The organism is Legionella feeleii (assembly GCF_001467625.1).
Taxonomy (GTDB): domain Bacteria; phylum Pseudomonadota; class Gammaproteobacteria; order Legionellales; family Legionellaceae; genus Tatlockia; species Tatlockia feeleii.
Window position 1 is genome coordinate 106235 of sequence record NZ_LNYB01000080.1, and the last position, 24426, is coordinate 130660.

Below are 24426 nucleotides of genomic sequence, written 5' to 3' on the forward strand. Positions count from 1 at the left end.
TGTTATTTAGCGTAATCATTAAATAAGGGCTATGGAATAAATTTCAAGGGGTAAATCCAGGATCTTAAATAGCAGGGAGGCTATAAGAGTGTGTGATTATAAATTGGTAGAGGAAAAGAAACGAATTAAATCACGTGTCTGTTGTAAATTGACTTGTGAATTAATCAAATTGAGTTGAACCTGGGTTGAGGCTTGCTCCCGTTGATTAACTAAAAATAACGTACTGTCCCCCTGATAGAATTTTTCGGTTTCGCCGGCTTGAACCTGCTTCGCCAGCGCTAACTCCTCGGTAAGCAAGTTCACTTGCTTTTGATACATTTTTTTAGAAATGAGCAGGTTGGTTAACTCATTTTTCAATTTGTCGAAGATAAATTTTTTCTCTGTAGCGATTTGTTGCAGTTCGGTGGTAGCGGTAATTAGCTTGCCCTTGGCTTCGCGCTGAAGCAGCGGAAATGTAAATCTTAAACCAACCATGGCTGCTTGTGGAATTAGTAATGGATCGCCGCCACTGCCATTTTGCTTGAAGGTATAAGCCGTGGCTTCCAAATTAGGTAATAAATCATTTTTTGCCAGATTCTGTTTTAGCTTAATTATTCGATAATACTTTTCGAGTTTACAAAAAATAGGGTGTTTGCGTATTTGGTCCTCAAGGGTCGTATATTCCTGGCGACTCCGAGATCCAGACGTCAGGTCAGCTGGCAATTGTCGTTCCATAGGGTATTTGGGTTGATTATTTTCATCCCTGTAATAAATTGAAAGATTAACAGCTGCTTGCTCAAAGATCATTTGGCCTTGATTAACAAGTTGTTGACGCTGAATGATAAACTGCCTGTTTTCTGCAATAGCCAATCGGGCCAGATCACCCTCGCTTGCCTGTTTAATAATCGCTTTTTGTCGTTCTTGTGCCAGATTTAAAAGTTGTTTGAAAATGGTGAGTTGTTTACCCGCCTGAACCCACTGCCAATAAGCTCTAATGGCCTCTTGATAGATTTTAATTTTTGTTGCACCAACCTCCTGATTGTTCATTTCAATTTTTTCTGCTTGCGTTAATAGCTTTGCACGCTCCTTGTCAATTAATCGATCCTTTAATAGTGGTAATGTTAAGCCTGCCCTGTATTCCCCACCTGAATTGGTTAGATAGTTTTGGTAGTAAACCGGCCAATCACCCCTGCCGATACGATATCCACCAAAGAATTTAAGGCCATTTGCAAGAGTGGGTATATTGATTTGATTGTCTGTATAATTGTTTATATAACCCCCGGCAGGCTGAGAGCGGGTTTTCATATTCAGGTTAGGATCAAATTTACCCAAAGCACTTAAATAATCGCCTTGCGCTTTAGTAACTTCCAGGCGGGCAATAAGAATTTGTGGATAACAGTCATTCACCCGTTTTAAAACGGTAGACAGTGCCAGAGCATCCTTGCCTGTTTGGGAAAAACAGGCGGGTGAAATTAAAACGAGAAACAAGTTTATAACTTGTATGCCCACACGATATTTTTCAAGTCTAGACCTGGTCATGGTGTCGATTGCTCATCATCGCTTTCTGGCGGAAAACCATTATATTGACGCCAAAGCTCATACCATAAAGGGACTTTACCTAACTGGACCCATCCGTGAACACGTACACCTTGCCTTAGATATCGGTTATTTGGCCAAGGCTCATCAGGAATAATGACGGCGCGAAATAATCCTTGTCCATTATCGGTAGGGTCAATAAATGAAACGATACCACCGAAGGTTCCTACTGCAATTTCAGGCCAGCCACGAAATTGTATGGCAGGCCACCCCTCAAACTGCAGGCGGGCTTTCTGTTTTAAGCGTACAAAGGGGATATCATTGCCACTAATCCATAACTCAACGGCGCGGGATTTCGTGTCTGGAATAATTTGCGCCAACACATCGCCCGAATTGACGACTACACTTTCCTGGCCTGTCAGACGCTTGAAAATAATGCCGCTTGTATGGGCTTTGATAAGCTGGGTTTGCTGGCGAGCAATACGAACATCGATATTCACCTTGTCAATGTTAGCTTGCGCTAAATCATTCTGGTATTTGGCATATTCAATTTGAGCTAATTCGTATTGGCGTTTTGAGTTAATACCCGAATCATATAATTTCTTTTGTCTTTCTAAATTGGCTTTGCCTGCAATAATAGCTTGCTCAGCTGCTTTGATACGTAAGAGGATTGCCTCTTTTTCCATTATCAGACGAGATAAAAGCTCAGGATCATTATCAGTTATGTCGACAATCGGATCACCGGGTTTTACCACCATCCCTTCGTCAACGTACCATTTTTTTATCCGGCCTGTAATGGGTGAATTGACCGTGTGAAGTCGTTCAGTTGGGGAAAAAGCAATAACTTTTCCACTCCCTAAAGCAAATTGCTGCCAAGGTGTCATGAGTAAAATGATTACGCAAATAATGAAAATACCTACTATTATCCTCAATATTTTTTGTGGTTTTGGTAATTTAGCAATCATCGAATAGGCATACAATTTCATGATGGCAGCACCAGGTAATTCGATAGCTCATTGAAATGAGGTCGTTGGGTCATAATCAGTAGAAGCGTTTCTTTCAGGGAGAGTATTAAAGACAATATACTGTCCAGTTCATGCCCATTAAATGGATCCAGCACGCGATCGAGGACAATAAGCTGGGATTTAGTAATAATAGCCCGTACTATCATTAGTTTGGTCAGTTCCAATGGGGTAAAGACAGTTTGCCACTCATAGATTTTAGTCTGTAGTCCATCCGGCAAACCTACAATTTTATCGATGAGATTAAACTGTTTTAGCTGTTCAAAAATAGCATGACTATCCACGTTCCGGTGATTGAGTACGAGATTGTCGTAAATACTCCCTGCAAACCACTGCGGCTCACCAATAAGGGAAGTATGCTCCCTCAGTGCGATAAGGTTTTTACGGTTGTATGGAATGTTATTAATAGCAATTGAAACATCGAGGGAGTCTCTTAATCCTAAAAGTTCCTCAATAAATTTCTGAAGCTGTTCTGTTTTTTCAGAAAAAACCAGCAAGGGGTTACCATAGGATAAAGTTGCCTTCTCAACAGAAGGCATTTGGAACTCAATCAGCTGGAGCGGGTATAGCAAGCGAGCATCAAATTCCGGGGCGGTATGTTCTAAAGGCAAGGCAAAAACCTTTTCAAGTTTCTCTGCAGAAGCCCTAAGATCGTAAAAATTTTCTAACAGGGCCCCAAATCGTTTAAATGCATAAATTAAAGCACCCAGGACAATTTCTGACGCGACTAATTGACCGAGACTCAGCTGATTGTTAATAACCAAATAACCACCTAATCCAAGTAGCAGGCTGCCAGCCAGCGCAGACAACGTATAGAATCCAACCTGATGTTTTACTAATTGTTTGAAATGACTATTTCTGGCTTTCAAAAAGCTGACGAGCTTTTTATCGATTTGCTTGACCACATAATTTTGATAGGCATTGAATTTAAATAAATACCGATTAATAAGAATTTCCTCCAGCCATGCGCCAATCGCATGCTTTTCTGTACATTCGTCTTTAGCACTTTCCAACCCTTTTTTGTAAGGAATAAATATAATTAGCGAGACTCCCAGCAGGATAAAGCAATCAAAGGCAAGAAAAAGCGGATGGTAAAAAAGAAGCAAAATTAACCCAAAGAACATTTGTAAACCCAGGTTAATCCCATATAACAATAAGCTTGCTAAGGACTTTTTGATGCTGGTGATTTCAAAAAAACGATTAACTAATTCGGGTCCATGGTGGGTTGAAAAAATTTCAAGCGAAAGGTTAGTGAAGCGCTTGGCAAGATTCAGGCTAATTTTGACCATTAATTTTTGTTGAATAATTTCAATAATGACAATTTGCCACACGCTGAGTGCACCCAGACCTATCATCAGAATAAGAACAGTCAAACTTAAGGTAATCACCGGCTGTAATAATTTGCCGAATGCAATTAAATTAACCAGTATTTGTGCTGCAATGGGAACCACCAATGACAAAATACTAATCATGAAACTGATAATAATAATTGAAAGCATTGTCGAGCGGTCTAACACATCCATAATTGAAAATGCTGGATTTTTATTCATTTCAGGCCACTTCCTTGCATCGTTAAATCCACTTTATAGGAACTTTGTGATTATAAGTATTAATACTTCATTTTTTTTAATATAAAAAACTCCAGTGACTCCACTGCCTTGTTATTGTCCTTCTTTTTTAACAGGGAAATATGGATGTCGTCCAATGCAGGTAAAAAATCATAGTCAAGCCGCTCGAGGTAAGGCGGAATCATTGTGCGTTGAATAGCAGTGATACCCAATCCTGCCCGTACAGCCGCCATCTTACTGGCATAACTTGGGCTGCTATAGACCAGTTGCCAATTAAGATTGGCCTTGGCCAGTGCATTAATCACGTTACCACGATAGACACAAGGCTTCGGTGATAATACGAGAGGTATCCCGGTACCTTTATCCAGGGAAGGGAGCAGTTCTTTCTTCCCAATCCACTCAACAGGTTCACTCCAGACATTGAGCCCGTCATCAAATACATCTTGTTGCGTCGTTTTTATCAGGATTAGATCAAATTTTCCCTGATTGAATTTCTCGATCAAATTAAGCGTAAGATCACATTCCACATTGAGGATAACTCTTGGGTGCAATCGTGCGAACTCAACGAGTACATCGGATAATATCATCGTGGCAAAATCTTCAGGTAACCCGAACCGGATTTCACCCTCAAGTTCCGGCTCTTTGAATCGATCAAGCAATTCACGGTGTAGTTCATAGATACGCTTTGCATAACCTAAAAAAATTTCTCCATCCGTGGTTAATGACAACTCTTTGCCTCTGTTAATCAGCGGTTTTTCTACAAGGGATTCCAATTTAGCAATTTGCTGGCTGATTGCAGATTGGGTGCGCCCAACTCGTTCAGCTGCTTTGGTAAAACTTCTTGATTCCGCCACCGAGAGGAAGCATTGGAGTGTAATTGTATCAATACTCATTAGAATTCCTAATAGTTAACATAATTATTTTTAATTTAACTTATATCATTTTATCTAATATATTCCAATCGTACCAGAAACATTTCTAATGAGGAATAATGTGAACATTCAAACGACTTTATTTGTTGCACTTCTCGCCTGCCCCTTCTTCGCGCTGGTAGTGAACTGCCTTGCAGGAAGAAAGCAACCCATGGTAACAGCACATATCGCCAGTTTATTGATTGGTATTGGCTCTTTAACAAGCTTGATACTGTTGATCAGCACTCCCTCATCAACAGCGCCTTCTGTTTATTGGTTATTCGGCCTCAATACCCTGGGTTTATTGCTGTGCACCTTAATCTTGTTTGTGAGCTTTGTTGTGCACCGCTTTTCCATAAGATACATGGATGGCGACAGGCTTTATTCCCGTTACTTTTTTACCCTTGCCAGCATTACCCTCAGTGCAACATTAATGGTTCTTGCTGACAACCTCGCCTTGTTTTGGTTCTCCTGGTCGCTGAGCAATGTCTTTCTAATACTGCTTATGGTGCATAAAAGCCAATGGTCTGCTGCTAAAAATTCAGGCTGGTTGGCTCTCAACACGCTACTTCCAGGCAGTTTAAGCTTATTGGCCGCGTTCATTTTGATGGCTGTAACTACTCACACCTTGTCTATGCAGCAATTGATCGGTCAATCAACTGTAACTTTTACACCCGCTCTCTCTCTTGCCATGGGGCTGATAATGTGTACGGCAGTGACCCAATCGGCATTGTGGCCATTTCACCGCTGGCTCCTAAGCTCCTTGAACTCACCAACGCCAGTATCTGCACTTATGCATGCGGGACTCGTTAATGGCGGCGGCATTCTGATTGTTAAATTCGCCCCATTGTTTGCCATTAACAAAGAACCACTCGCGGTTTTATTTATCCTGGGTGCCGTATCCGCCTTATTGGGTACGATTTGGAAATTAATGCAAACTGACATTAAACGCATGCTTGCCTGCTCCACGATGGCTCAGATGGGTTTTATGATGATGCAATGTGGCGTAGGGTTATTTGCCGCAGCGATAGCACATCTTTGCTGGCATGGTTTATTCAAAGCCTACCTGTTTTTAAGTTCAGGCTCTGCGGTTAAACAGAAAAAATCAGAGCTTAACGCTTCGAAAGTATCTCCAGGGCTACTGGTAGCTTCTCTTGCCGGTGGGGTGGTTGCGATGACTGCTTTTGCCTTTGCCACGAATAAGCCTCTTTCCTTGTTTGAGGCAAGTGCTTTTGTCTTGTTTTTTGCGTTCATCGCTGGAGCGCAACTCATGCTTACATGGGTTCGTAGCCACCAGACACCTTTTAGCCTGATATCAGGGCTCGTGCTTACTTCGTTCTCTGGCCTCCTGTATGGCGGGAGCATTCACCTTGTTGAGTTCTTGATACCGAGCCTATTAACCCTACAGGCTCCGCAATTATCACTGCTCAACTGGTTCGTAATGATTCTATTCGGTTCCCTGTGGGCGATATTTAATCTTGGGGTGCATCAAACCATGGCGGAATCAAAATTTGGATGCTGGCTTTATATCAATTTGTTTAATGCTGGCCAGCCCTCAAGAAAAACAGTGACTGCTTTACGAAACGATTATAACTACTAATTTGTTAAGGAGTTTTTATGGCTACTGCAAAAATTTTATCTGAAAAAGAGATGACAAGTACTCTTACTAAAAAAGATGAAGCAGCCTTTCATCACACCAAAAAGGAAGACCTTCAAATACAAGCCCTGGTGCACAATGCCGCAAAATGCATCGCCCCTGTTTGGCCGCTTGAAACGTTTATCGCTTGTAATCCTTTGCAAGGATTTGAAGCACAGTCTTTTGAAGAGGCACTGGCTAAAGGGGGTTTTAGACGTCAAAGGGCAGAGCGTAATCTTCCATTGGAAGAGGTTAATCTGCAAATGATTAAATGGTGTGGTGGTTTTTTTGATGCCGGGCAGGGAAGTATTGAAATGCCGCATCGTGATAAGGGTTTTTATTTTGGGTTCGTAAAACTCGCTTCTTTTGATAAGCAATTGCACCAAAATAAAAAAGAGTCCAAAGAATTTTTGCGGCAATTGCCTGAGTCAGCCGAAGAAGCAATTAAACTGTGCCTTTCAAGACTGAATGTTCCTCAGGGACAGGAAGAAGCATTTCTTGCCAAGACACTTGGTTATTTACCCGGATGGGCAGGTTTTGTGAAATGGAAGACTGATTGGCAGAACTCAAAGCACCCGGAAGAAAAGCCAGTGACCCTCACCGATTTCATCGCAGTGCGTCTGGTACTGACTTGTGTGCTCTGGCCTGATGCCGTCAAAGAAAAAAAAAGCGTCGAAGATGGCTCTTTGGTTAAAAAAATGATGGCACAATTAAAAAGCAGGGAAGATTCCTATCGGCACAAGTTATTGAGCCAGCTTTTGCCAGAGGTCAAAAGGGGCGAGATCCATGTTTCACGACGAAGCGCCCAGTTCGTCTTTTGCATCGATGTCCGTTCTGAACCTTTCCGCCGCGCAATCGAGTCCTTAGGGCATTATGAGACCTTAGGTTTTGCCGGATTTTTTGGTCTACCTGTTCGAGTCAATGAGTTTGATATCGATAAAACGAAAGAGTGTTGTCCCGTCTTATTAAAACCAAAGTATGGTATTAAAGAGGTACCCGTTGCTGCGAACAAAGACGATTTTGAGCGCTATCAGCGAGGCAAAGCACTTATTAACAGTTTTACAACCCTCTATAGGCAATTGAAGCATAATTTTTCAACACCCTTTGCATTGGTTGAATCGTTAGGGCTTTGGTGTGGTGTGAACATGACTTTAAAATCGTTATCACCAACACTCAGTAAACATTCAGTGTCTGCCATCAGGAACTGGTTCAAACCTGCTATCCCGACTAAAGTGACTTATGAGTTATGTGAAACCGATCGAGAACTTGGTTTGTCTTTACAAGAGCAGATTAATTATGCAGAAACGGTATTGCGCCTCATGGGACTCACTTCCGGTTTTGCCAAACTCATTATTCTTTGTGGGCATGGCAGTACCACAGAAAATAATCCCTATGCCTCTGCGTTAGACTGTGGTGCCTGTGGGGGAAATCATGGCGGCATTAATGCCCGATTATTGGCTTCAATCCTGAATAAAGCGGACGTTCGACGCGGCCTGGAAGACCGTGGAATGCATATCCCCCTTGATACGGTATTTTATGGCGCACTTCATAATACGACCACAGACTCAGTGGAGCTATACACTGAAGAGGGGCCTAAACCCATTTATCCTGATCTCGTCAGCAAACTTCAAGAGGATTTAAAAGAAGCACGGCGTCTAACGAATCAGGAGCGAGGGGTTAAATTGCTTAGTAGTAATCCTGATAAAGACCTTGCAAGAAGAAGCCTGGACTGGTCTGAAACGCGACCTGAATGGGGATTGGCACGCAATGCTGCCTTCATTGTCGCCCCTCGTCATCTTACAAAGAATATCTCTCTTGATGGCCGGTGTTTCTTACATTCTTATCGCTTTGAACAAGACAAAGATGGCGCCTTGCTTGAGACGATTTTGACCGCACCCATGGTGGTTGCTGAATGGATAAATACCCAATATTTGTTTTCTACTCTCGATAATGTTGCTTTTGGAAGTGGCAGCAAGATAACCCACAACGTGGTTGGGACCATTGGGGTGATGCAGGGAAATGGGAGCGATCTCATGCATGGTCTTCCCCTGCAATCGGTCATGCGTTCTGATGAGCTGGCTTATCATGAACCACAGCGCTTATTGACGGTTGTTTACGCACCCAGAGAGCTCGTTTCCGAAGTGATTGAAAAGCACTCTATCTTAAAGACTTTATTCTTTAACCAATGGGTTCACCTGGTAGTGATAGATCCAATTGATCAATCGCCTTATCAATTGAATCAATCCGGTCAGTGGGTTTTTGTTAAATAAATTAGCAGGAGAAAAAAATGACAGTCATTAAGGTTCAAGAAAGAAAAAACATCGGGATTAATTTACATCCAATGAAAAAAATTGAGATTATTGTTGCCGGAGAACATGAACACCTTATCACCTCTATGATGGAAGAAGCATCTGTGACAGGGTATACGCTGATAAGAAATGTCTCTGGAAAAGGGCACCATGGCTTTCATGAAGGAAAAATGATGTTTAATGATAAATCCTCTTTAGTCTTATTTATTGCTGTGGCACCTGAAGAGGTGATTGCAACGATCGCCATGGGCATGAAAACTGTCTTTCAAAAAGAGTCTGGCGTGATGTTTGTTTCGGATGTTTCGGTCGCCCGGCTTGATTATTTTCACATTATGAATACCTAATCATGTACTATAAAAATCAGGACATTTTGTTGGCATCCAAGCATGAGAAAGAACATGCAATTGCCCAACCATTTATAAACAGGCTATCGTGCACCCTTCGTGTGCACGATTTTGATACGGATCAGTTTGGTACTTTTACCGGAGAGATTGAGCGAACCCTAAGCCCCTATGAAACCTGTCTCTTGAAAGCCAAAACAGCCGCAGAGCACTATGATTATGCGCTTGCTTTAGCCTCTGAGGGCAGTTTTGGCCCTCATCCGGCATTCCCTTTTGTACCGAGCGCTCATGAGTTGATGGTTTTTATTGATAGGGAACATAATTGGATTGTTGCAGAGCAGCTTGTAAGCCCAAAAACAAACTACGCGATGATAACGATTAATGAACAGACCGAGATTGACTCCTTTCTGGAGCAAGTTCGATTTCCATCTCATGCACTCATCGTACAGTCCATTAATAGAAAACATGTTTTTGCGAAAGGCATTAACGATTTAGAGAGCTTGCTTCATTATCTCTCCCTTGGCTTTAAAGCAGAGAAAGCGCTGCTTTTAGCAACAGATATGCGTGCGATGATGAATCCTACCCGAATGGAAGTCATTGGCGAGTTAGCCGATAAACTGGCACTAAGGATCGCAACCCTTTGCATCCAGTGTGGGTGTCCAGGTTTTGGGTTCAAAAGTACGCGCGGCACCCTCGCTTGCTCTTCTTGTGGTTCCTCAACGTCATTTTATGAAGAAGAGGTTTGGGGTTGTATTGCTTGTGATTATCAAGAGCATAAAATACGAAGGGATGGGTTGTTGGAAGCAGATCCAGCGCACTGCGATTATTGTAACCCGTAATTGCACTCGATTGGGTGTCGGTCAACAATTTACCATTTCAGACGGCCTTGCTTTAACCCTATGAAATTTATAATTCTTTTAAAAATATAAGAAAGTAGATTTTAATCTAAAACAGCCTGTTTTTGACCTATCTCTCTTCATCAGGATTATGTAATCAACCCTGATTTTGGTTTTCCGCACTGGGGGCAAGTCTATAATTAATTCATCAGTACTTTATTTGGAATTAAATATGATTACTGAAAATTCAACAAAGGAGGAGGTTCTCTTTGCGGTAAAAGACAATGGTGACTTGCTTGAACAGGCATCCTCTGTTCTAAAAAATGATCCCGATGTAGTGCTTGCCGCGATATCAAATCAACCATTAGCCATCGAATTTGCTTCCGATGCAATCAGAGATAATCTTGATATTATGATGAAGGCAGTAGAGGGAGATGGTTGGGCATTAGAGTTTGCTTCAGAGAGGCTAAAAAATGAACCAAGACTTGTGCTCGCAGCTATAAAAAAAGATATATACGCCTTTAAATATGCTTCCAGTGATTTGCAGCAAAACCCAGACTTTATAATTGACGCTCTAAAAATAGATATCAATCTTATTAATGTCCTACCCCCACCTATTTTCAAAGACAGGGCATTATTTCTTAAAATGATGGCCTTAAGTCCTCTTGTTTTGCAGAAAGCGCCAGAGGAATTTAAGGATGATAAAGAAATAGTAATGGCAGCTGTATCACAAAATGGTCTGGCTCTTCTCTACGCTTCCGGGAGATTAAAAAACGATTTTGAACTGGTTTTAGTTGCGATAGCTCAAAATAAAGGAGCACATCAGTATGTCTCTCGGGAATTGAGAGACGATCCACTTATTGCAGATTTAGCCGCGCCTGATTCACCTCCTGCAATTCTCAAGCCTATTAAGGAGCTCATAGATACCGTTGAGGATCAAGAAGTCAAACTGGCTGCAGTGACGTTGGTTGCTTCCCTGGAAAAATCTATTTCAACGTTGAGAGATAGCAGGGATGTAAACAAATTTTTTGAAGAAATAGCCCTTGCTGTTAATAAAGCGCAACCTATTTTTAATAAACAACAAACCTCACAGGAAATTTTTGACAAGTTCGAAGAAAAAATTCGCCCTTATGTGTTAAGGGGTAAAGCAATAATCAACAAGAATATATGGCTTGCAAAACTCGTTAATAACGAAATCACCCTTAAAGATATACCTGAAGAATTTTGTACTGATGAAATTTGTCTTCTGGCGATACAAAGAAACTGGAGCGAAATTGAATATGTGCCTAAAGAAAGGCTTGAGAATAATCAAGCTATCTCTTCCCTTGCTGTGGGTAAAAATTGGGAAGCGCTTAGATTTATCCCGGAAATTATGCGAAAAGAAGCGCTTTGTCGTTTGGCAATAGAGCAAGATTTCAAGGCATTTGAATTTGTTCCCAAAGCATTAAGAGGAACGCTCCTTAGAAAAGACAACACAGCAGAAAGAATGTTGAGGTTTTCATATAATCCTCAACATCTTATTGAGGATCAGGAAACATTGGACTACCTGGCAAACCTTCGTGAGCACATTCTTAAATCATGCAATATTGTTATATTGCAACCAGGACAATCCTCTTTTGAATTAGAAGATATTAGGCAAGTATATGCAGCAAAGCGTGGAGGAAATCATGTCATTGTTGTACGGGACGCAGAGTCGCTTTCCAAGCTATTAGCTGACCTGCAACATTATAATAATCCAATAAATTTAGCTCTAATTGGCCATGCGCATTTGGGTTCAGAAGATATTGCCACCATGTCTCCATCGCAAATCGCTGAATTAGCCCTGCAAAATCCTATTATCTCAAGAATTACTCTATTAGGGTGTGACACCGCAGCTGGAGATAAGCCCCTGGAGGAGGAGACAAGCAATGCCATAGAGCTTCTTAAATTAAAACAGAAAATGAAAGGAAACCTCTCTGAGAGATATGGTGATATTTTTAAAAATGAGAAACGTTTAGAAGCCCTGGTTAATGATATCCTTTGGAAAACTGGTGAACGAAGTTGCGGAGTAGGGGTAATGGTTGAGGCAGACTCACCCGCTCTATCGGAGCAGCTTAAGCAAGCCTTAGGAGACAATTTAGATTCAGCCTATATTCTTGTTAAAAGTAAAAAGGATGATACTTATGCTGCCTACTACGTAGAACGCGATGTAATGGATATCCCTGTCACTTGTCTCTCTGAAAAATTGAGCGAAGAAGACGTTAATTTTCTCAAACAACATAAACAACTGACAACAGGTAAAAAAGGCAATAAGAGTTCTTTCATGGAGAATTTATCTCCTAACGCAGTACAGTGGTGTAGTAACAAAAAGGGAGGTATTGCAGACTTAAGCCAAAGCTCGCTTTTGAAGTCTATTTCACTCATTTTAAATCATCGCAGAGAACGAAGTTACCAAGATTTACCCAAGCACGATGATAAAAAACGTTCCTATAAACGTAGTGTAGAAATTGATTCCACAAACGACGAATTTATAAAAATAAAATCATCGCTAGTGGGAAAAGTTGTAGACGCACTTAAATTAAGAGCTACTTCAGAGAAGCGTTGCCCGTCTGTACAATTTGTAAAAGGTTACAGAGGACTATTGTACCCGGATAAAGAGGGACTAATTTCTACAAAGAGCTTGAATGCCATCAGAGAAGGAAAATATCTAAAAACTTTTTTTGGTACAGGAGAGTCAAATATAAATGAAAGTGCAGTAAAAGATGATTATAAAGATGCTGAAAATAAAGGTACTGTCAAAAGCGTCAAGGTAAAAATAAACTAGTTAGATAACTAAAGAGTTTGGTATCTCGGATATGCTCCTAGTTGGGTTCATGTCCAGCCCCCTCACCCCCAATGGAATTCTGTCGCCAAGGCGCCAATTATAAAAAAACCGCCATGGAACCAGGCGGTCAGGGTTTGAATTTTGATTGTTAAATACAAAGTTCAAGCCCCGACCTATTTTGCGCGACTAACCGGTTTTAGCCAGTAAAATCAAACTCTCATTGACCAAAAACAGCCGATTCACCCATAACCATTTTTTCTGATGAGTTGCCGGTTCCTCTCGTGCAATAGTTAAAAAGTCCGAGCCAACCTCCAGGGGCAGTGGATACAGGCAACCGGCTCGCTTCTTTCTGTAGAACTCCTTGTAGTTCTACAGAGGATTTCGGACCCAAGCCAAGACTTTTTAATACTCTGTAAGTTGTTTCCTCCCGAAGCACACTCTCAAATCTATTCTCAGGGAGAGAAGCCGGAGAAACTGTTTCTTGATGTTTCAGGCGATATAAATTGGCTAAAACAAGCGCTGACTCAACAACCATTAATGCAACACCCATCGCTGGATTTAGTGCAAAGTCCAAAGCCACAAATAATCCTGAAGCCACCAGGGTAATGACTGAGTTATAAGTTAAACTCACGAATAAGTTTTGGGAAATATTTTGTTTGGTTTTTGATGCAACATCAAACGCAGTTGCGATAGGAAATAACAAACCCTGTTGAACAACAATACCCGCTTTTTGTTTCGTTAATTTATCACCAATACTGGATTCTACAGCAATCCCTATATCTGCTTCTCCGATGGCTAAAAGATCATTCGCTGCATCACCTACCATAGCGACTTTGCGTCCCTGGCGTTGCAATTTTCGAATGTAACTATCCTTAGAAACCTCCTCATCGGAAGTCGATACACCAACAGTATTTGCACAAATATTGTTGAGAGGAATACCGAGTAAGGTAGCATATTGTTTTGCAGTTTCCAGATCCGCACCCGTACAGATATGGACCTGTTTTCCCATCGACTGTAATTGCTTAACTGTAGCAATCGCATCGGCACGTAATTTATCGGTTAGAGCAATTTGTCCGATTACCTCTGATCCCCGCACCATATAAACGGTGCCATTTTTATTGTCGTCATAAGGCGGGTTAATCGTATCAATTCCGTTAGCACGAAGCATATCCCTATTGCCAACCATAAATGTTTCACCAGAGATAATCCCTTTAATACCGGAGTGGTGGCTTGTATCGGGTGATGCGACTTCCAGGGAGTCATCAATAAGAACCCCTTGTTTCTCTATATAGTCCTTAACCGTTTTTCCTACAGGGTGAGGTGCCTTACTTTCTAATAAGGCAATAAATTTCAGTAAAGGTTTGTTTTTTTCTTCGATAAACAGGCTGCTAACAGAAACCTCGCCTTGTGTAAGCGTGCCATTTAAATCAAAAACGACCGTATCAATATCAGAGGCACTCTGTAACGTCTTGCCATCTTTATAATGAACTCCTTTCTCGGAGGCTTTCTTCATACCAATTCTGACAGCCATAGGTGTAATCATACTCAATGCACAAGGGCATGCACTGACAAGAACAGAAATGACGCACTGAATAGCGAGTACAGGTGAAAATAATGAACCGACAACGACTCCTGATACTAATGCAACAGTCAGCAGGCCAGGAACAAAGTATTTAAGGATTTGATTTGCTAAGAGCTCAACAGGCGCTTTTTCATCATTTGCTTTATTTATTTTTTTTGCAATTAATGACAGATAGGAGTTTTGATAGGTTTTGGTAACCCGCATTTCCAATTGAGGCATGTGATTAGCCAGACACATACCGGCTTTTACCACATCCCCTGGATTAAATTGCTTCAGATGCGGTGAGCCATCAATTCTTGTGGTATACAATAAGGCCGATTGCAATAATACGCCGTCAACGGGAATAACGTCTCCCTTATTCAGGATAATAATATCATTGGGGACAAGCTGTTTAACCGGGATTTTACGCTCTCCACCCGCTTTTAATAAGGCGGTTTCAGAGACGCAATCACGTATATCCAGTTTTTCATGAAGTTTGTCCAACAAGGTATGTTCAATCGCCTCACCCAAGTGCCAAAATCCTAAAATCAGCGGGGCTGACTCCAGCATCATAGGTAAGCCTGGCACGAAGAAACTGACGGTAGAAACCGCAATAATAGTTAAGGTACTGATAGTATATAACGAGCTCATCTCCCATTTTCTTTGGAGCACCGCATTCCAGGCAGACTGGTATACTCTATGTCCTAGATATAAGGTGACCAAAGTAGAGGATCCAGTGATTAAGTAATAAGCGAGCATAGGGATGTTGATGCCTGCAACAAACAGTGTCAGCAATCCTACACCGTATACCAAACCTACAGCCGCTTTGAGCCAGTGGCGATCATGATGGTCATGATGGTCGTGGTGTTTATGGTGATCATGCTTGCCATGGTGTTTATGTTGGGCATGCTCACCATGGTGTTTATGTTGGGCATGCTTGCCATGGTGTTTATGTTGGGCATGCTCACCATGGTGTTTATGTTGGGCATGCTCGCCATGGTGTTTATGTTGGGCATGCTCACCATGGTGTTTATGTTGGGCATGCTCGTCATGGTGTTTATGTTGGGCATGCTCGTCATGGTGTTTATGGTGGTCATGCTCGCCATGGTGTTTATGGTGGTCATGCTCGCCATGGTGTTTATGGTGGTCATGCTCGCCATGGTGTTTATGGTGGTCATGCTTGCCATGGTGTTTATGGTGGTCATGCTTGCCATGGTGTTTATGGTGGTCATGCTCGCCATGGTGATCATGAGAACAATCCAGCTCATGTTCATGCGAGCATCGAACTTTTAACCGTTCTTCGTCCTCAAGTACTTCATGTTCTATTTTCTCTTTGACCTTTATGTGACTATTTTGAAAAAAAAGCGACCACTTGTCCTGGTGGTGTGTCATTTCCTCGTCTGATTCACATAAAATGCTAATGCTCGGGTCGTCGCTCGTTAAATCAAAGGACACGCGGATAAACCCAAGCTCTTTTTCAGAGGTTGATAGGGATTGAGATAGCTCTTCTGCATCATAGGGCCCTGATTCAGAAAGATAAAAGCGAAAATACCTAAAAGACATACAACACCTTTTATTAATGAGGTTACAGAAGTTTAATTAAATTAATGATTGAAAATTAATTTTTAAACGTTGTAAAAAATCATTGCTGCGATAACCATTGATAAGGCCAGATGTATCAGCTACAGTCACCCTGTTATCAATACAAGCGTTAAACATTTATGCCACTCCAACCAAATTAAAGTGGTATAATATAACACTTTGTTGAAGTGTTACAATATAACACATGATAAATAGTGAAAACATTAGCAATACGTGATTTATGGTAAAATCATGGTGTCGTGATTAGGAGATAATGTAGAGAATGAGTGAGGGCTTTCTAAACGAGGCATATGAGTACTGTATAAAAAACGGTTACCGATTTACTGAGCCAAGAGAACGTGTCCTGAAAATACTTCTCTATGAAGCGAAGCCTATGGGGGCTTATGAAATTTTAGAAAGATTATCCAGTGAAATGGGCAAACAAAATCCGCCTACTGTCTATCGAGCTATACAATTTTGGCATCAAGAAGGGTTTATTCATTGTATTGACAGCCTCAAAGCCTATGTCGCATGCTCACATGGAAAACATATTGGACAGAGCAAGTTTCTTATTTGTACGCAATGTGATTTTGTTAAGGAGTTAGACAGTGTTGTTGATTTTACTCCTGTAACCAAATTGGCAACAGCGATTGATTTTGAAATTATGAGTTGTACAGTAGAAATTAAAGGACTATGTGCTAACTGTAAGGTTCACCAAGTCATTGCCAGTCATTCCTGTTAATTTCAAACCAACCCATGCGGCATTGCCAGGCAATGTTGCGTTTGGGTTTGTTTTGCGAGTTTTGTCGCAAGGTCGCATCTGCGGAAAGGAACCCTTTGACACCGTCACTTAACCAGGGGGGCAGGGCCTGCGCAGTTTGCCATAATCAGGCCAAGCAATTACAATTCTCTAAATTTTTCACTTATTTCATTACGTCCTAAAGCGTTCAGTAATGATGGAGGACAGGTAACTTAGCAATCTTAATCATAATTCAGCTTGGCTGTTGAGAAAGATTATAAGTTATCTGTCCTCCTGGTTCGATGAATGACCCTTCACGTTTATCCAGGACATCTAAAACTGTTTACTCTTATTTTTCTGATTTGATTAGTCAACTGATTTATCCCTTATACCTTTAAAAGTTCGCAACTGAGAAACATTGTCTAGCCAATGTTCTCATGCATACCTCTCTATGTTGAAAAGGAATTAAGTCATGAAAAATTTAAGCAATCAAATTAGGAAGATCTATCCTCATACATCCATTTTAACGCTTAACCATTTGCTAAATAGCTCAGAACAATTTATTTCTGCTCTCAGCGAATTACAACATTTTTTTGCTGTTTATGGGGTTCTGTGCGATGAACTACTCAAAAGCACTAACCCTTTGCCCTATAACATGGTCCATGTTCTTTTATCACTAAAGAAAAGGATCGCCTATCTACAAGAACTCCATAAGACAGATGGTCTCCTCTCGGCGATTGCCCTCAAAAATGAACTTGATGAAGAGCAACTTGGGAGCCGTTGGACTGCTTTTTGTTTAACGTGTGAAGCGCTTCAAGCCAATATAGCCAACGCCTTTGCCAAAAGGCTTGCAAAGACTGACAGCAGTCACAACGTTGAAGAGATCCCCCCTTGCAAGATTGATGATGACCTCCGCCAATTACTAAACCATCTTGGTACTCAAATTAGCGATTTGAAGAATCATGAGTTATTTGGGCTTGTGAAAGCTTCTGAATTTAACAGGCAACAAACTGCAGTCGCTTCCGTCATGCCAACACAGGAGGAGCATCTTTTTTTTTCGATGCCAGAGGAGGTCAAAGTCAGTATTTTGACTCATTTGGATGTAGAAGATTTAATCTCAGCCCAGCTTGCATCAAAAGATTTATCAAGTACTGCAGCAACAGCTTTTGCAGTACGCTTTAGAAAAAATCCAGCGCAAGTCCTCGCCCATTTAAATGAAATCACCCCCGAAGAAGCCTATAACTTTGTTGAAGGATACCGACGGACAATTGAATACAAGGCTCTAAAAAGTCTGGTTGAACACAAAATGCCGATGTCTGATGAAGAGGTAGCCTGTTACATGCTAACTCGGCACCATCAGCAGCTCCCTGATATTGAACAATTAAAAAGGATTTGCACTGCCTCGCCTATCGATGAAAAGACGAGAGCCCATCTACTCATGCTTATCGAAAATACTCTGGAGATTGATGAGGCTGAAGTGACTTATTCACCGAGTGCATCCACTAAAGCAAGTGGCTTATTCGATTTGTTTCTAAGAACTTTTCCTAAAAGCTACAATAATCTTTTACCCTCCGTTCATTTTGAAAACGTCAACCTGGTTGGTGACAATTTATCGCGTGCGCCACTTTCCCATAGTCGTATCACCTTTACGGATCTGTGCGGAATAACCTTGGTTCAAGCAAACTTAAGCTATGCAAATTTAGAACGAAGCAAATTGAATGTAGCCAATTTACGGCAAGCAAATTTACATCATGCCAAGCTTATAGAAGTCTGTTTTGATAATGCCCTGCTTGAAGAAGTCAACTTTAGTCATGCGGATTTGAGTAAAGCCTCCTTTAGACATACCAATTTGCAGCAGGCAAATTTGAGAGGGGCTAATTTGCGTGGGGCTGTACTTGACGATACAGCCCTTGATGGGGCCGATTTTACAGGAACGCACTTAGCCTATACCCAACTTATTAACCTGGATATGCGGACCATCGATTTGAGTCAATTCCATGTTGAATGGAGTTATTTAAAAAAGGTACGCGTGGTTCCGGATACAGCCCTGGAGCATGCGGAGGCATTGGAGGCGTTTTTTAACTCATTTGAAAAAAATTTAGCGGACCATACTCCCGGAAGTCAAATGAAATGGCGAATCCAGATGTTAAAGGATCTAAGACGATTAATGAGTTCACTTTCACTCCGTCCTGAAGCCAATTTATTGTTGTTAAAAAAAATACTCCTGCACTACCCCCCGCAAGCACTTTCAAGCACCCTATTTACCAGCAAGCACCCCTTTCAACCTCTGTTCGAGCACTTTCAATTCATTCAAGTGGAGCCCCCAATCGAAGAGGTAGACCACTCTCTTCAAGAAGAAGTCATTTCCATACTCGATGGGTTACAAAATCGCATTGATCGTTGTTCCAAGGATGAGATGGAGATCTCATTATGGGACTTGGAGAAAAAATTTGCCCTTGTTTTTGCCAGGGTGCCTGGATTAACTAACGTGAATCAAATTTGCACCCTGTCCAGCCACCATTTTTTTCTTCTGCAACTGTTTTATTTAAATAACAGGCACGAAAGCAGGCTCAAACCCTATTTAGTCAATTATCCGCAAAATAATCTCATTACTGCGCGGCATTCATTACGGTATGCCAGCGAAATATTTGATGGCGAGTTGTTTCACCTTGAACGATTACAAAAAATCCAGCCAGAAGAATTGGATACTTACCTTTATGGGGATGAAGATTTTATTATCAAGCAGACCGGCCGCAACCCTAACAGAGTGAAATTGGGCGGCTTAATTATCAGCTATAATCGACTGTCGAAAGGCTGTTTCTCGGCTAAAGTAGAAATAATTGATTTTGAGAACAGGCAATTAACATTTGGTTTTACCCTCGATCCGAGCGCTTATTCAGAAACCTACCTTCCTTTCAGGCTCATCAATGATCTGGATACCCATTGCGGCTTTTATTTATACCCCCAGAATGTCGCTGTTATCCGGGCAGCGCTTGAGGTGAGGGCAAGCATGACTCATTATATTTTTGCTACACAGAAAGGCCCTGTCCCTGAGTTGGTTCCAATCACGAGAATCGCGCCAGTTCCTGAGAATGACAATACCGAAGCTTGTGCTCCGGTTGATAAAGATGAAAGCCCTTTATTGGGAGAAAACCGCTATGGCCTCTATCACCGAAAAGCCGAAAAGCCGTGTTTCACGATAGCTGAAAAAATACCTTGCTGCGTACTGACGTGAGTCATTGGGGTCATCGCTTGTGACCCCAATCAAGCCATTGCTGTCTTAGGTCCCTGACCCCGTGGACTTAAATGCGAGATTCAATCCTCTGACGCCATGGGTCTATATGCTAAACGACGTAAGAAATCGTTGTCACCGTTAACTTGCTTTCCTCGCCATTTACCCGCAACGTCACCCTATCTCCAACTCTTGCTTTCAATAATGTTTTCGCCAAGGGTGAAATCCAGCTTATTTTTCCTGCACTGATATCAGCCTCATCGACACCGACAATTTTGACCGTATGGGATTCACCATTTTCATTGCTATATTCAACCGTAGCGCCAAAAAATACTTGAGTAAGACCCACTTGCAGTTTGGGGTCGACTATCTGAGCGCTTTCCAGGCGTTTCGTCAAATAGCGGATGCGTCTGTCAATTTCACGTAATCGTTTCTTTCCATAAATATAATCGCCATTTTCAGAACGATCCCCATTGCCCGCAGCCCAACTGACTACTTTCACAATTTCCGGTCTTTCATTGCTGACTAAATCGCGTAATTCACTTTGCAGCATTGCAAAACCAACAGGTGTCATATAATTTTTGATAGTTGGTAACACGGTATCTGGTCGCTCCGGTTCAATGTACTCGTCATCTTCTCTAGTAAAAGCCTTCGTCATCATTTACTCCCCAATTGTCTTATACACGGGATAAAAAACTTCATCCACCGTAGCCTGGTTGCTTGCAACCGGGATTTCAACCCAATCCCCCATACCTCACTCACCAGAATCACACCCCGTGAACTCTCCACTCCAATTTTTCGGTAACAACCCCGGTTTGTTTATCAAAAACAAAACCCAGCCATCGTAGCCTGGTTGCTTGCAACCAGGATTTCAACCCAATCCCCCATACCTCACTCACCAGAATCACACCCGTGAACTCTCACTTCAATTTTTCGGTAACAACCCCGGTTGCAAGCAACCGGGCTACCTTGTTTATCAAGAACAAATCCCAGCCATCGTAGCCTGGTTGCTTGCAACCAGGATTTCAACCCAATCCCCCATACCTCACTCACCAAAGTCACACCCCGTGAGCTCTCTACTCCAATTTTTCGGTAACAATCCTTCCCTGACATACCTATGGAAACTTGAATGAGGCCAATCGATTACTTCTTTTACCAATCCGTGTTTCACCGGATTAAAATGAATGTAATTCACATGAGCATAAAAATCTGATTCATCTCGTATACGATGCTCCCAGAATCGTCGCTGCCATAAATTGTATTCATTTCGCTGGTTTTTTAATAATGGCTCTCCAGCGGATAGTATTTCTTGTAAAAAATAAGTTTTTATTTGGCGTAGTCGGGTGGAATAATCTGCGTCTCCTCCAGGTAGCTCCATTATCATATGTAAATGCTCTGGCAAGACGACAATCGCCTTTATCAGAAAGGGATTATTCTCTCTCGCTCGCCGAAATGAGTATCCTAGAGATATTATATAACTCGTGAGCCAATTTGATTTTCTGTCTCTTAAGGCTAATGTAAAAAAATAGGTGCCACCCGGCGTTTTATCTCGCCTGTAATTGACCATGAGGCTACTCTTCCATGTGAACTTGCAACCAATAAATTAGCATTTTTATATTGAGGGAAACAGGGGATCATCGCTTTTTTTGATAATCCCTGGTTGCAAGCAACCAGGCTACGGTTGCTTCGCGACGCGTGGGGGCATTGTTTAAGAATCCGGGGCATCGTGGTTGCAAGCAACCAGGCTACGGTTGCTTTCGCGACGCTTGGGGGCATTGTTTAAGAATCCGGGGCATCCTGGTTGCAAGCAACCAGGCTACGGTTGCTTTCGCGACGCTGGGGGGGCATTGTTTAAGAACTATAATAGGGTTATGTGGGTTATTTATTGTTCTAAAAATGAAAAGAAAACTTGAATCCGGGACCGATCCCAGACTTTTCAAACGACAAAAAAGCGTTGAAGATTTATCTAAAGAACTGATTTATGCTGCTTCATTATACCAAGGAAAATTACAACATATTTCAAGTAATGGCTATTACGTATCCCAAGCCTTTTTAGCATCTTATGCTAATGATTTTATTCTTAATTTTTGTGATAGCATCGGTGACGTGCCGCCTCAGATTAAATCGGCAGTAGCAGAAAAATTTGAAGTGGTAAAAAAATCTCCACCCAATACGACTGTTGTTGAAAGGCATGCAAGCAATGAAAATCCACATTTATGTTGCTGGGAGTTTTGTTTGTTGGTACTGAACGATATTAATAGGATATCTAAAGAACAAATTGATGATCTTTGTTATATCGTTTACACAATTAACGAACAAAACCAGGAACAAAATGAGGAGGATAGTAATCAGTTGTTAACCTTGGCTGACGCACTTTTTAACCCGGATGGATCCTATAAATGTTATTCTCCCGATCATTTACCATCCCCAGGTGACTTACTGATTTTTAGAAAAGTCGAACCAGTACTTCTTGCTGATTCCACAGAAGATAACCCTCGTTATTATAGTTGCCTTGCAACAGATACCCGTGAACAAATAGGAAATGAATCTCGTCCTTATCACTGCTCTATTGCCACCGATAACCAGGGCAATCACATAGGACTGGATTCTGAAGAGGAGTATGTCAAGAAAAAAAGTTTTACAACGCTAAGCTCTCTCCAGAAAGATGCTTTCTATGAAGACACTGAGTATTCATTTGCAGATGACGGTATGTTTTTACCGGACAAAGTTTATTATGTTCCCCTTGAAGAAGCGCTACAAAACATAGCGAATTTTATTACAAAACATCAACCTATTCTTGCTCAGAGAGATCCTGCGCTCAAAAAATCGGCAGGGGAAATACTGGAAGCACTGATTAAGAACGAAACCCAATACGATAAGCTAGCGCAAGAATTGCTAAATGTTCCAAAACCTTAACCAACCACCGTGGCCTGGTTGCTTGCAACCGGGATTTTAACCTAATTCCCTATAACCTCACCCACCAAAATCAAACCTCGTGAACTCTCTAATCCAATTTTTTGGTAACAACCCCGGTTGCGAGCAACCAGGCTACCTTGCTCTCTAATCCAATTTTTTGGTAATAACCCCGGTTGCGAGCAACCAGGCTACGTAGACTACGTAGACACGACATCGATTTTTGACGTTATCGTAACGTTGTGTACTGTTGCCGATGTGTTGCTGACCCGTTATATTGGTTGTTTGTAACAGCGAATTAGTCACAAAATCAAGGACGAACGATAATGACTACCGTACCAATAGCAATGCATCGATTAAAAACAGCCCTGCGCGCTTTCATGGCAATTTATCGTTTACCTCAAGCGCAAATAGATGCTTTCCTGCAGTCTTATGAGAGCTTTAACAAAGAAGCGTCAGATGAGAATGAAGAGCAAAGTATTGCTAACTATTATGCTGCTCTCAACCACCTTTGTGCGCTTGGTGAAGTGGAAAAAATGTATATTCCTCCCGTAATGGATCTCACCAAAGGCATCGTTGGCAATCAGATCTTGTTCGAAGAAAAAATGAGTAGGGATTTAAACATTCGGGAGGGTGATCGGGTTTTAGATATGGGCTGTGGCAGGGGACGGGTCGCTGCTCATTTGGCCACTATTACTAAAGCCAGAGTCACCGGATTTAATATTGATACTGTTCAGCTAGCAAGTGCCAATGAATTTGCCAATTTACATCGGTTAACGGATAGATGCCAATTTATAAAAGCAAATTTGAATGACCCTTTTCCCTTCGAAAATGCGTCTTTCGATTCGTTATATCAAATCCAGGTTTTAACTTATGCTAAAAATAAGGAAAAACTCTTTGCTGAAATGTATCGTGTTCTTAAACCTGGAGGAAAAATATCCTTCCTCGATTGGGTGCAACTGGATAACTACGATACAACTAATAAACACCATCGTGATTTGCTAAAACGCATTAAACCCTTAATCGGCGCCATTGACACGCCTACCCCTGATGAAATTAAAAATACACTCGAGAAAGTTGGTTTTAAAGTACTGTTAAATCAGGATATAAGTGTTGGAGGGCATCAAGCCCCCCTCATAGCAAAAGCGGATAACTATTATGAAAACATGCAAAAATTAGTGTACCTCATGGTTAAATTACGCCTGTTGCCCAAACACTTTAAGGTATTGTTTGACCGATTTGTTCAGGATGGTGAGTCATTTATTGAGGCAGATCAATTAGGCCTCTTTACCACCAGTTGCCAAACCATCGCAGAGAAACCCGGTGTGAGCCTTCATTGACATCCTGCCCAGGGCTGTTAGCAAGCGTAACCTTGATGTAGCGGAACCTAATCAAGGTGTTTGCGGGATCGTTCCCGTCGGGGCTTGAATTTTGAGTATGGATACAAAATTCAAGCCCC

At 41.6% G+C, this 24426-nt stretch carries 18 protein-coding genes; 9 read left to right on the plus strand and 9 right to left on the minus strand.

Going from position 1 to position 24426, the window contains the following annotated elements; genetic code table 11:
- Window positions 1-96 precede the first annotated feature (96 nt).
- From Lfee_RS08180 to Lfee_RS08195, 4 genes are read right to left on the minus strand one after another with little or no spacing between them, the layout of a single operon-like run.
- Window positions 97-1518, minus strand: coding sequence for a TolC family protein (locus tag Lfee_RS08180; RefSeq protein ID WP_058445675.1), 1422 nt, complete (start codon window positions 1516-1518; stop codon window positions 97-99).
- Complete coding sequence (locus Lfee_RS08185) at window positions 1515-2501, minus strand: HlyD family secretion protein (protein ID WP_058445677.1); 987 nt, start codon at window positions 2499-2501, stop codon at window positions 1515-1517. Before Lfee_RS08185 ends, Lfee_RS08180 begins: the two co-directional genes overlap by 4 nt.
- Window positions 2498-4087 (minus strand): ABC transporter transmembrane domain-containing protein, encoded by a 1590-nt coding sequence (locus Lfee_RS08190; protein WP_058445679.1) that lies wholly within the window; start codon window positions 4085-4087, stop codon window positions 2498-2500. Before Lfee_RS08190 ends, Lfee_RS08185 begins: the two co-directional genes overlap by 4 nt.
- A gap of 59 nt (window positions 4088-4146) precedes the next feature.
- Complete coding sequence (locus Lfee_RS08195) at window positions 4147-4998, minus strand: LysR substrate-binding domain-containing protein (RefSeq protein WP_058445681.1); 852 nt, start codon at window positions 4996-4998, stop codon at window positions 4147-4149.
- Window positions 4999-5098: 100 nt separating this feature from the next.
- On the opposite strand from Lfee_RS08195, the gene Lfee_RS08200 reads away from it, so the two are divergent.
- The 5 genes from Lfee_RS08200 to Lfee_RS08220 all read left to right on the plus strand — a co-directional run bounded on the left by Lfee_RS08200 (window position 5099) and on the right by Lfee_RS08220 (window position 12941).
- Window positions 5099-6616, plus strand: a complete 1518-nt coding sequence (locus tag Lfee_RS08200) for a proton-conducting transporter transmembrane domain-containing protein (protein WP_058445682.1) — start codon at window positions 5099-5101, stop codon at window positions 6614-6616.
- Window positions 6617-6633: 17 nt separating this feature from the next.
- A complete protein-coding gene (locus Lfee_RS08205; RefSeq protein WP_058445684.1) occupies window positions 6634-8922 on the plus strand; it encodes a DUF2309 domain-containing protein in 2289 nt (762 codons plus the stop codon).
- A gap of 17 nt (window positions 8923-8939) precedes the next feature.
- On the plus strand, window positions 8940-9305 hold the full coding sequence (locus Lfee_RS08210) for a P-II family nitrogen regulator (protein ID WP_058445687.1): 366 nt from the start codon (window positions 8940-8942) through the stop codon (window positions 9303-9305).
- A gap of 2 nt (window positions 9306-9307) precedes the next feature.
- Entirely contained in the window at window positions 9308-10141 is an 834-nt protein-coding gene (locus Lfee_RS08215; RefSeq protein WP_058445689.1) for a DUF6671 family protein, read from the plus strand.
- Between the two features lie 229 nt (window positions 10142-10370).
- Complete coding sequence (locus Lfee_RS08220; RefSeq protein ID WP_058445690.1) at window positions 10371-12941, plus strand: DUF4116 domain-containing protein; 2571 nt, start codon at window positions 10371-10373, stop codon at window positions 12939-12941.
- A 217-nt stretch (window positions 12942-13158) separates the two neighbouring features.
- Here Lfee_RS08220 and Lfee_RS08225 read toward each other — a convergent pair whose 3' ends face one another.
- Complete coding sequence (locus tag Lfee_RS08225) at window positions 13159-16065, minus strand: HAD-IC family P-type ATPase (protein ID WP_058445692.1); 2907 nt, start codon at window positions 16063-16065, stop codon at window positions 13159-13161.
- Window positions 16066-16366: 301 nt separating this feature from the next.
- On the opposite strand from Lfee_RS08225, the gene Lfee_RS08230 reads away from it, so the two are divergent.
- Window positions 16367-16825 carry a Fur family transcriptional regulator gene (locus tag Lfee_RS08230; RefSeq protein WP_058445694.1) on the plus strand — a complete coding sequence of 153 codons (459 nt, stop codon included), beginning with the start codon at window positions 16367-16369 and terminating at the stop codon, window positions 16823-16825.
- A 469-nt stretch (window positions 16826-17294) separates the two neighbouring features.
- Window positions 17295-20057, plus strand: coding sequence for a pentapeptide repeat-containing protein (locus Lfee_RS08235; RefSeq protein ID WP_058445696.1), 2763 nt, complete (start codon window positions 17295-17297; stop codon window positions 20055-20057).
- 109 nt (window positions 20058-20166) lie between these two features.
- Here the strand turns inward: Lfee_RS08235 and greB are convergent, their stop codons facing one another.
- The 3 genes from greB to Lfee_RS17200 all read right to left on the minus strand — a co-directional run bounded on the left by greB (window position 20167) and on the right by Lfee_RS17200 (window position 21830).
- On the minus strand, window positions 20167-20715 hold the full coding sequence (greB, locus tag Lfee_RS08240) for a transcription elongation factor GreB (RefSeq protein ID WP_238584899.1): 549 nt from the start codon (window positions 20713-20715) through the stop codon (window positions 20167-20169).
- Between the two features lie 384 nt (window positions 20716-21099).
- Entirely contained in the window at window positions 21100-21621 is a 522-nt protein-coding gene (locus Lfee_RS17890) for an REP-associated tyrosine transposase (RefSeq protein ID WP_058445701.1), read from the minus strand.
- Entirely contained in the window at window positions 21567-21830 is a 264-nt protein-coding gene (locus Lfee_RS17200) for a hypothetical protein (protein WP_146751394.1), read from the minus strand. The genes Lfee_RS17890 and Lfee_RS17200 overlap by 55 nt, the downstream gene beginning before the upstream one ends.
- A gap of 120 nt (window positions 21831-21950) precedes the next feature.
- On the opposite strand from Lfee_RS17200, the gene Lfee_RS08250 reads away from it, so the two are divergent.
- Window positions 21951-22970, plus strand: coding sequence for a hypothetical protein (locus tag Lfee_RS08250; protein ID WP_131753135.1), 1020 nt, complete (start codon window positions 21951-21953; stop codon window positions 22968-22970).
- A 144-nt stretch (window positions 22971-23114) separates the two neighbouring features.
- Here Lfee_RS08250 and Lfee_RS17400 read toward each other — a convergent pair whose 3' ends face one another.
- Window positions 23115-23273: a hypothetical protein gene (locus Lfee_RS17400; protein ID WP_156506580.1), complete on the minus strand. Its 159-nt coding sequence runs from the start codon at window positions 23271-23273 to the stop codon at window positions 23115-23117.
- Window positions 23274-23293: 20 nt separating this feature from the next.
- Here Lfee_RS17400 and Lfee_RS08255 point away from each other — a divergent pair, with 20 nt between their 5' ends.
- On the plus strand, window positions 23294-24307 hold the full coding sequence (locus Lfee_RS08255) for a class I SAM-dependent methyltransferase (protein WP_058445706.1): 1014 nt from the start codon (window positions 23294-23296) through the stop codon (window positions 24305-24307).
- Window positions 24308-24426 lie beyond the last annotated feature (119 nt).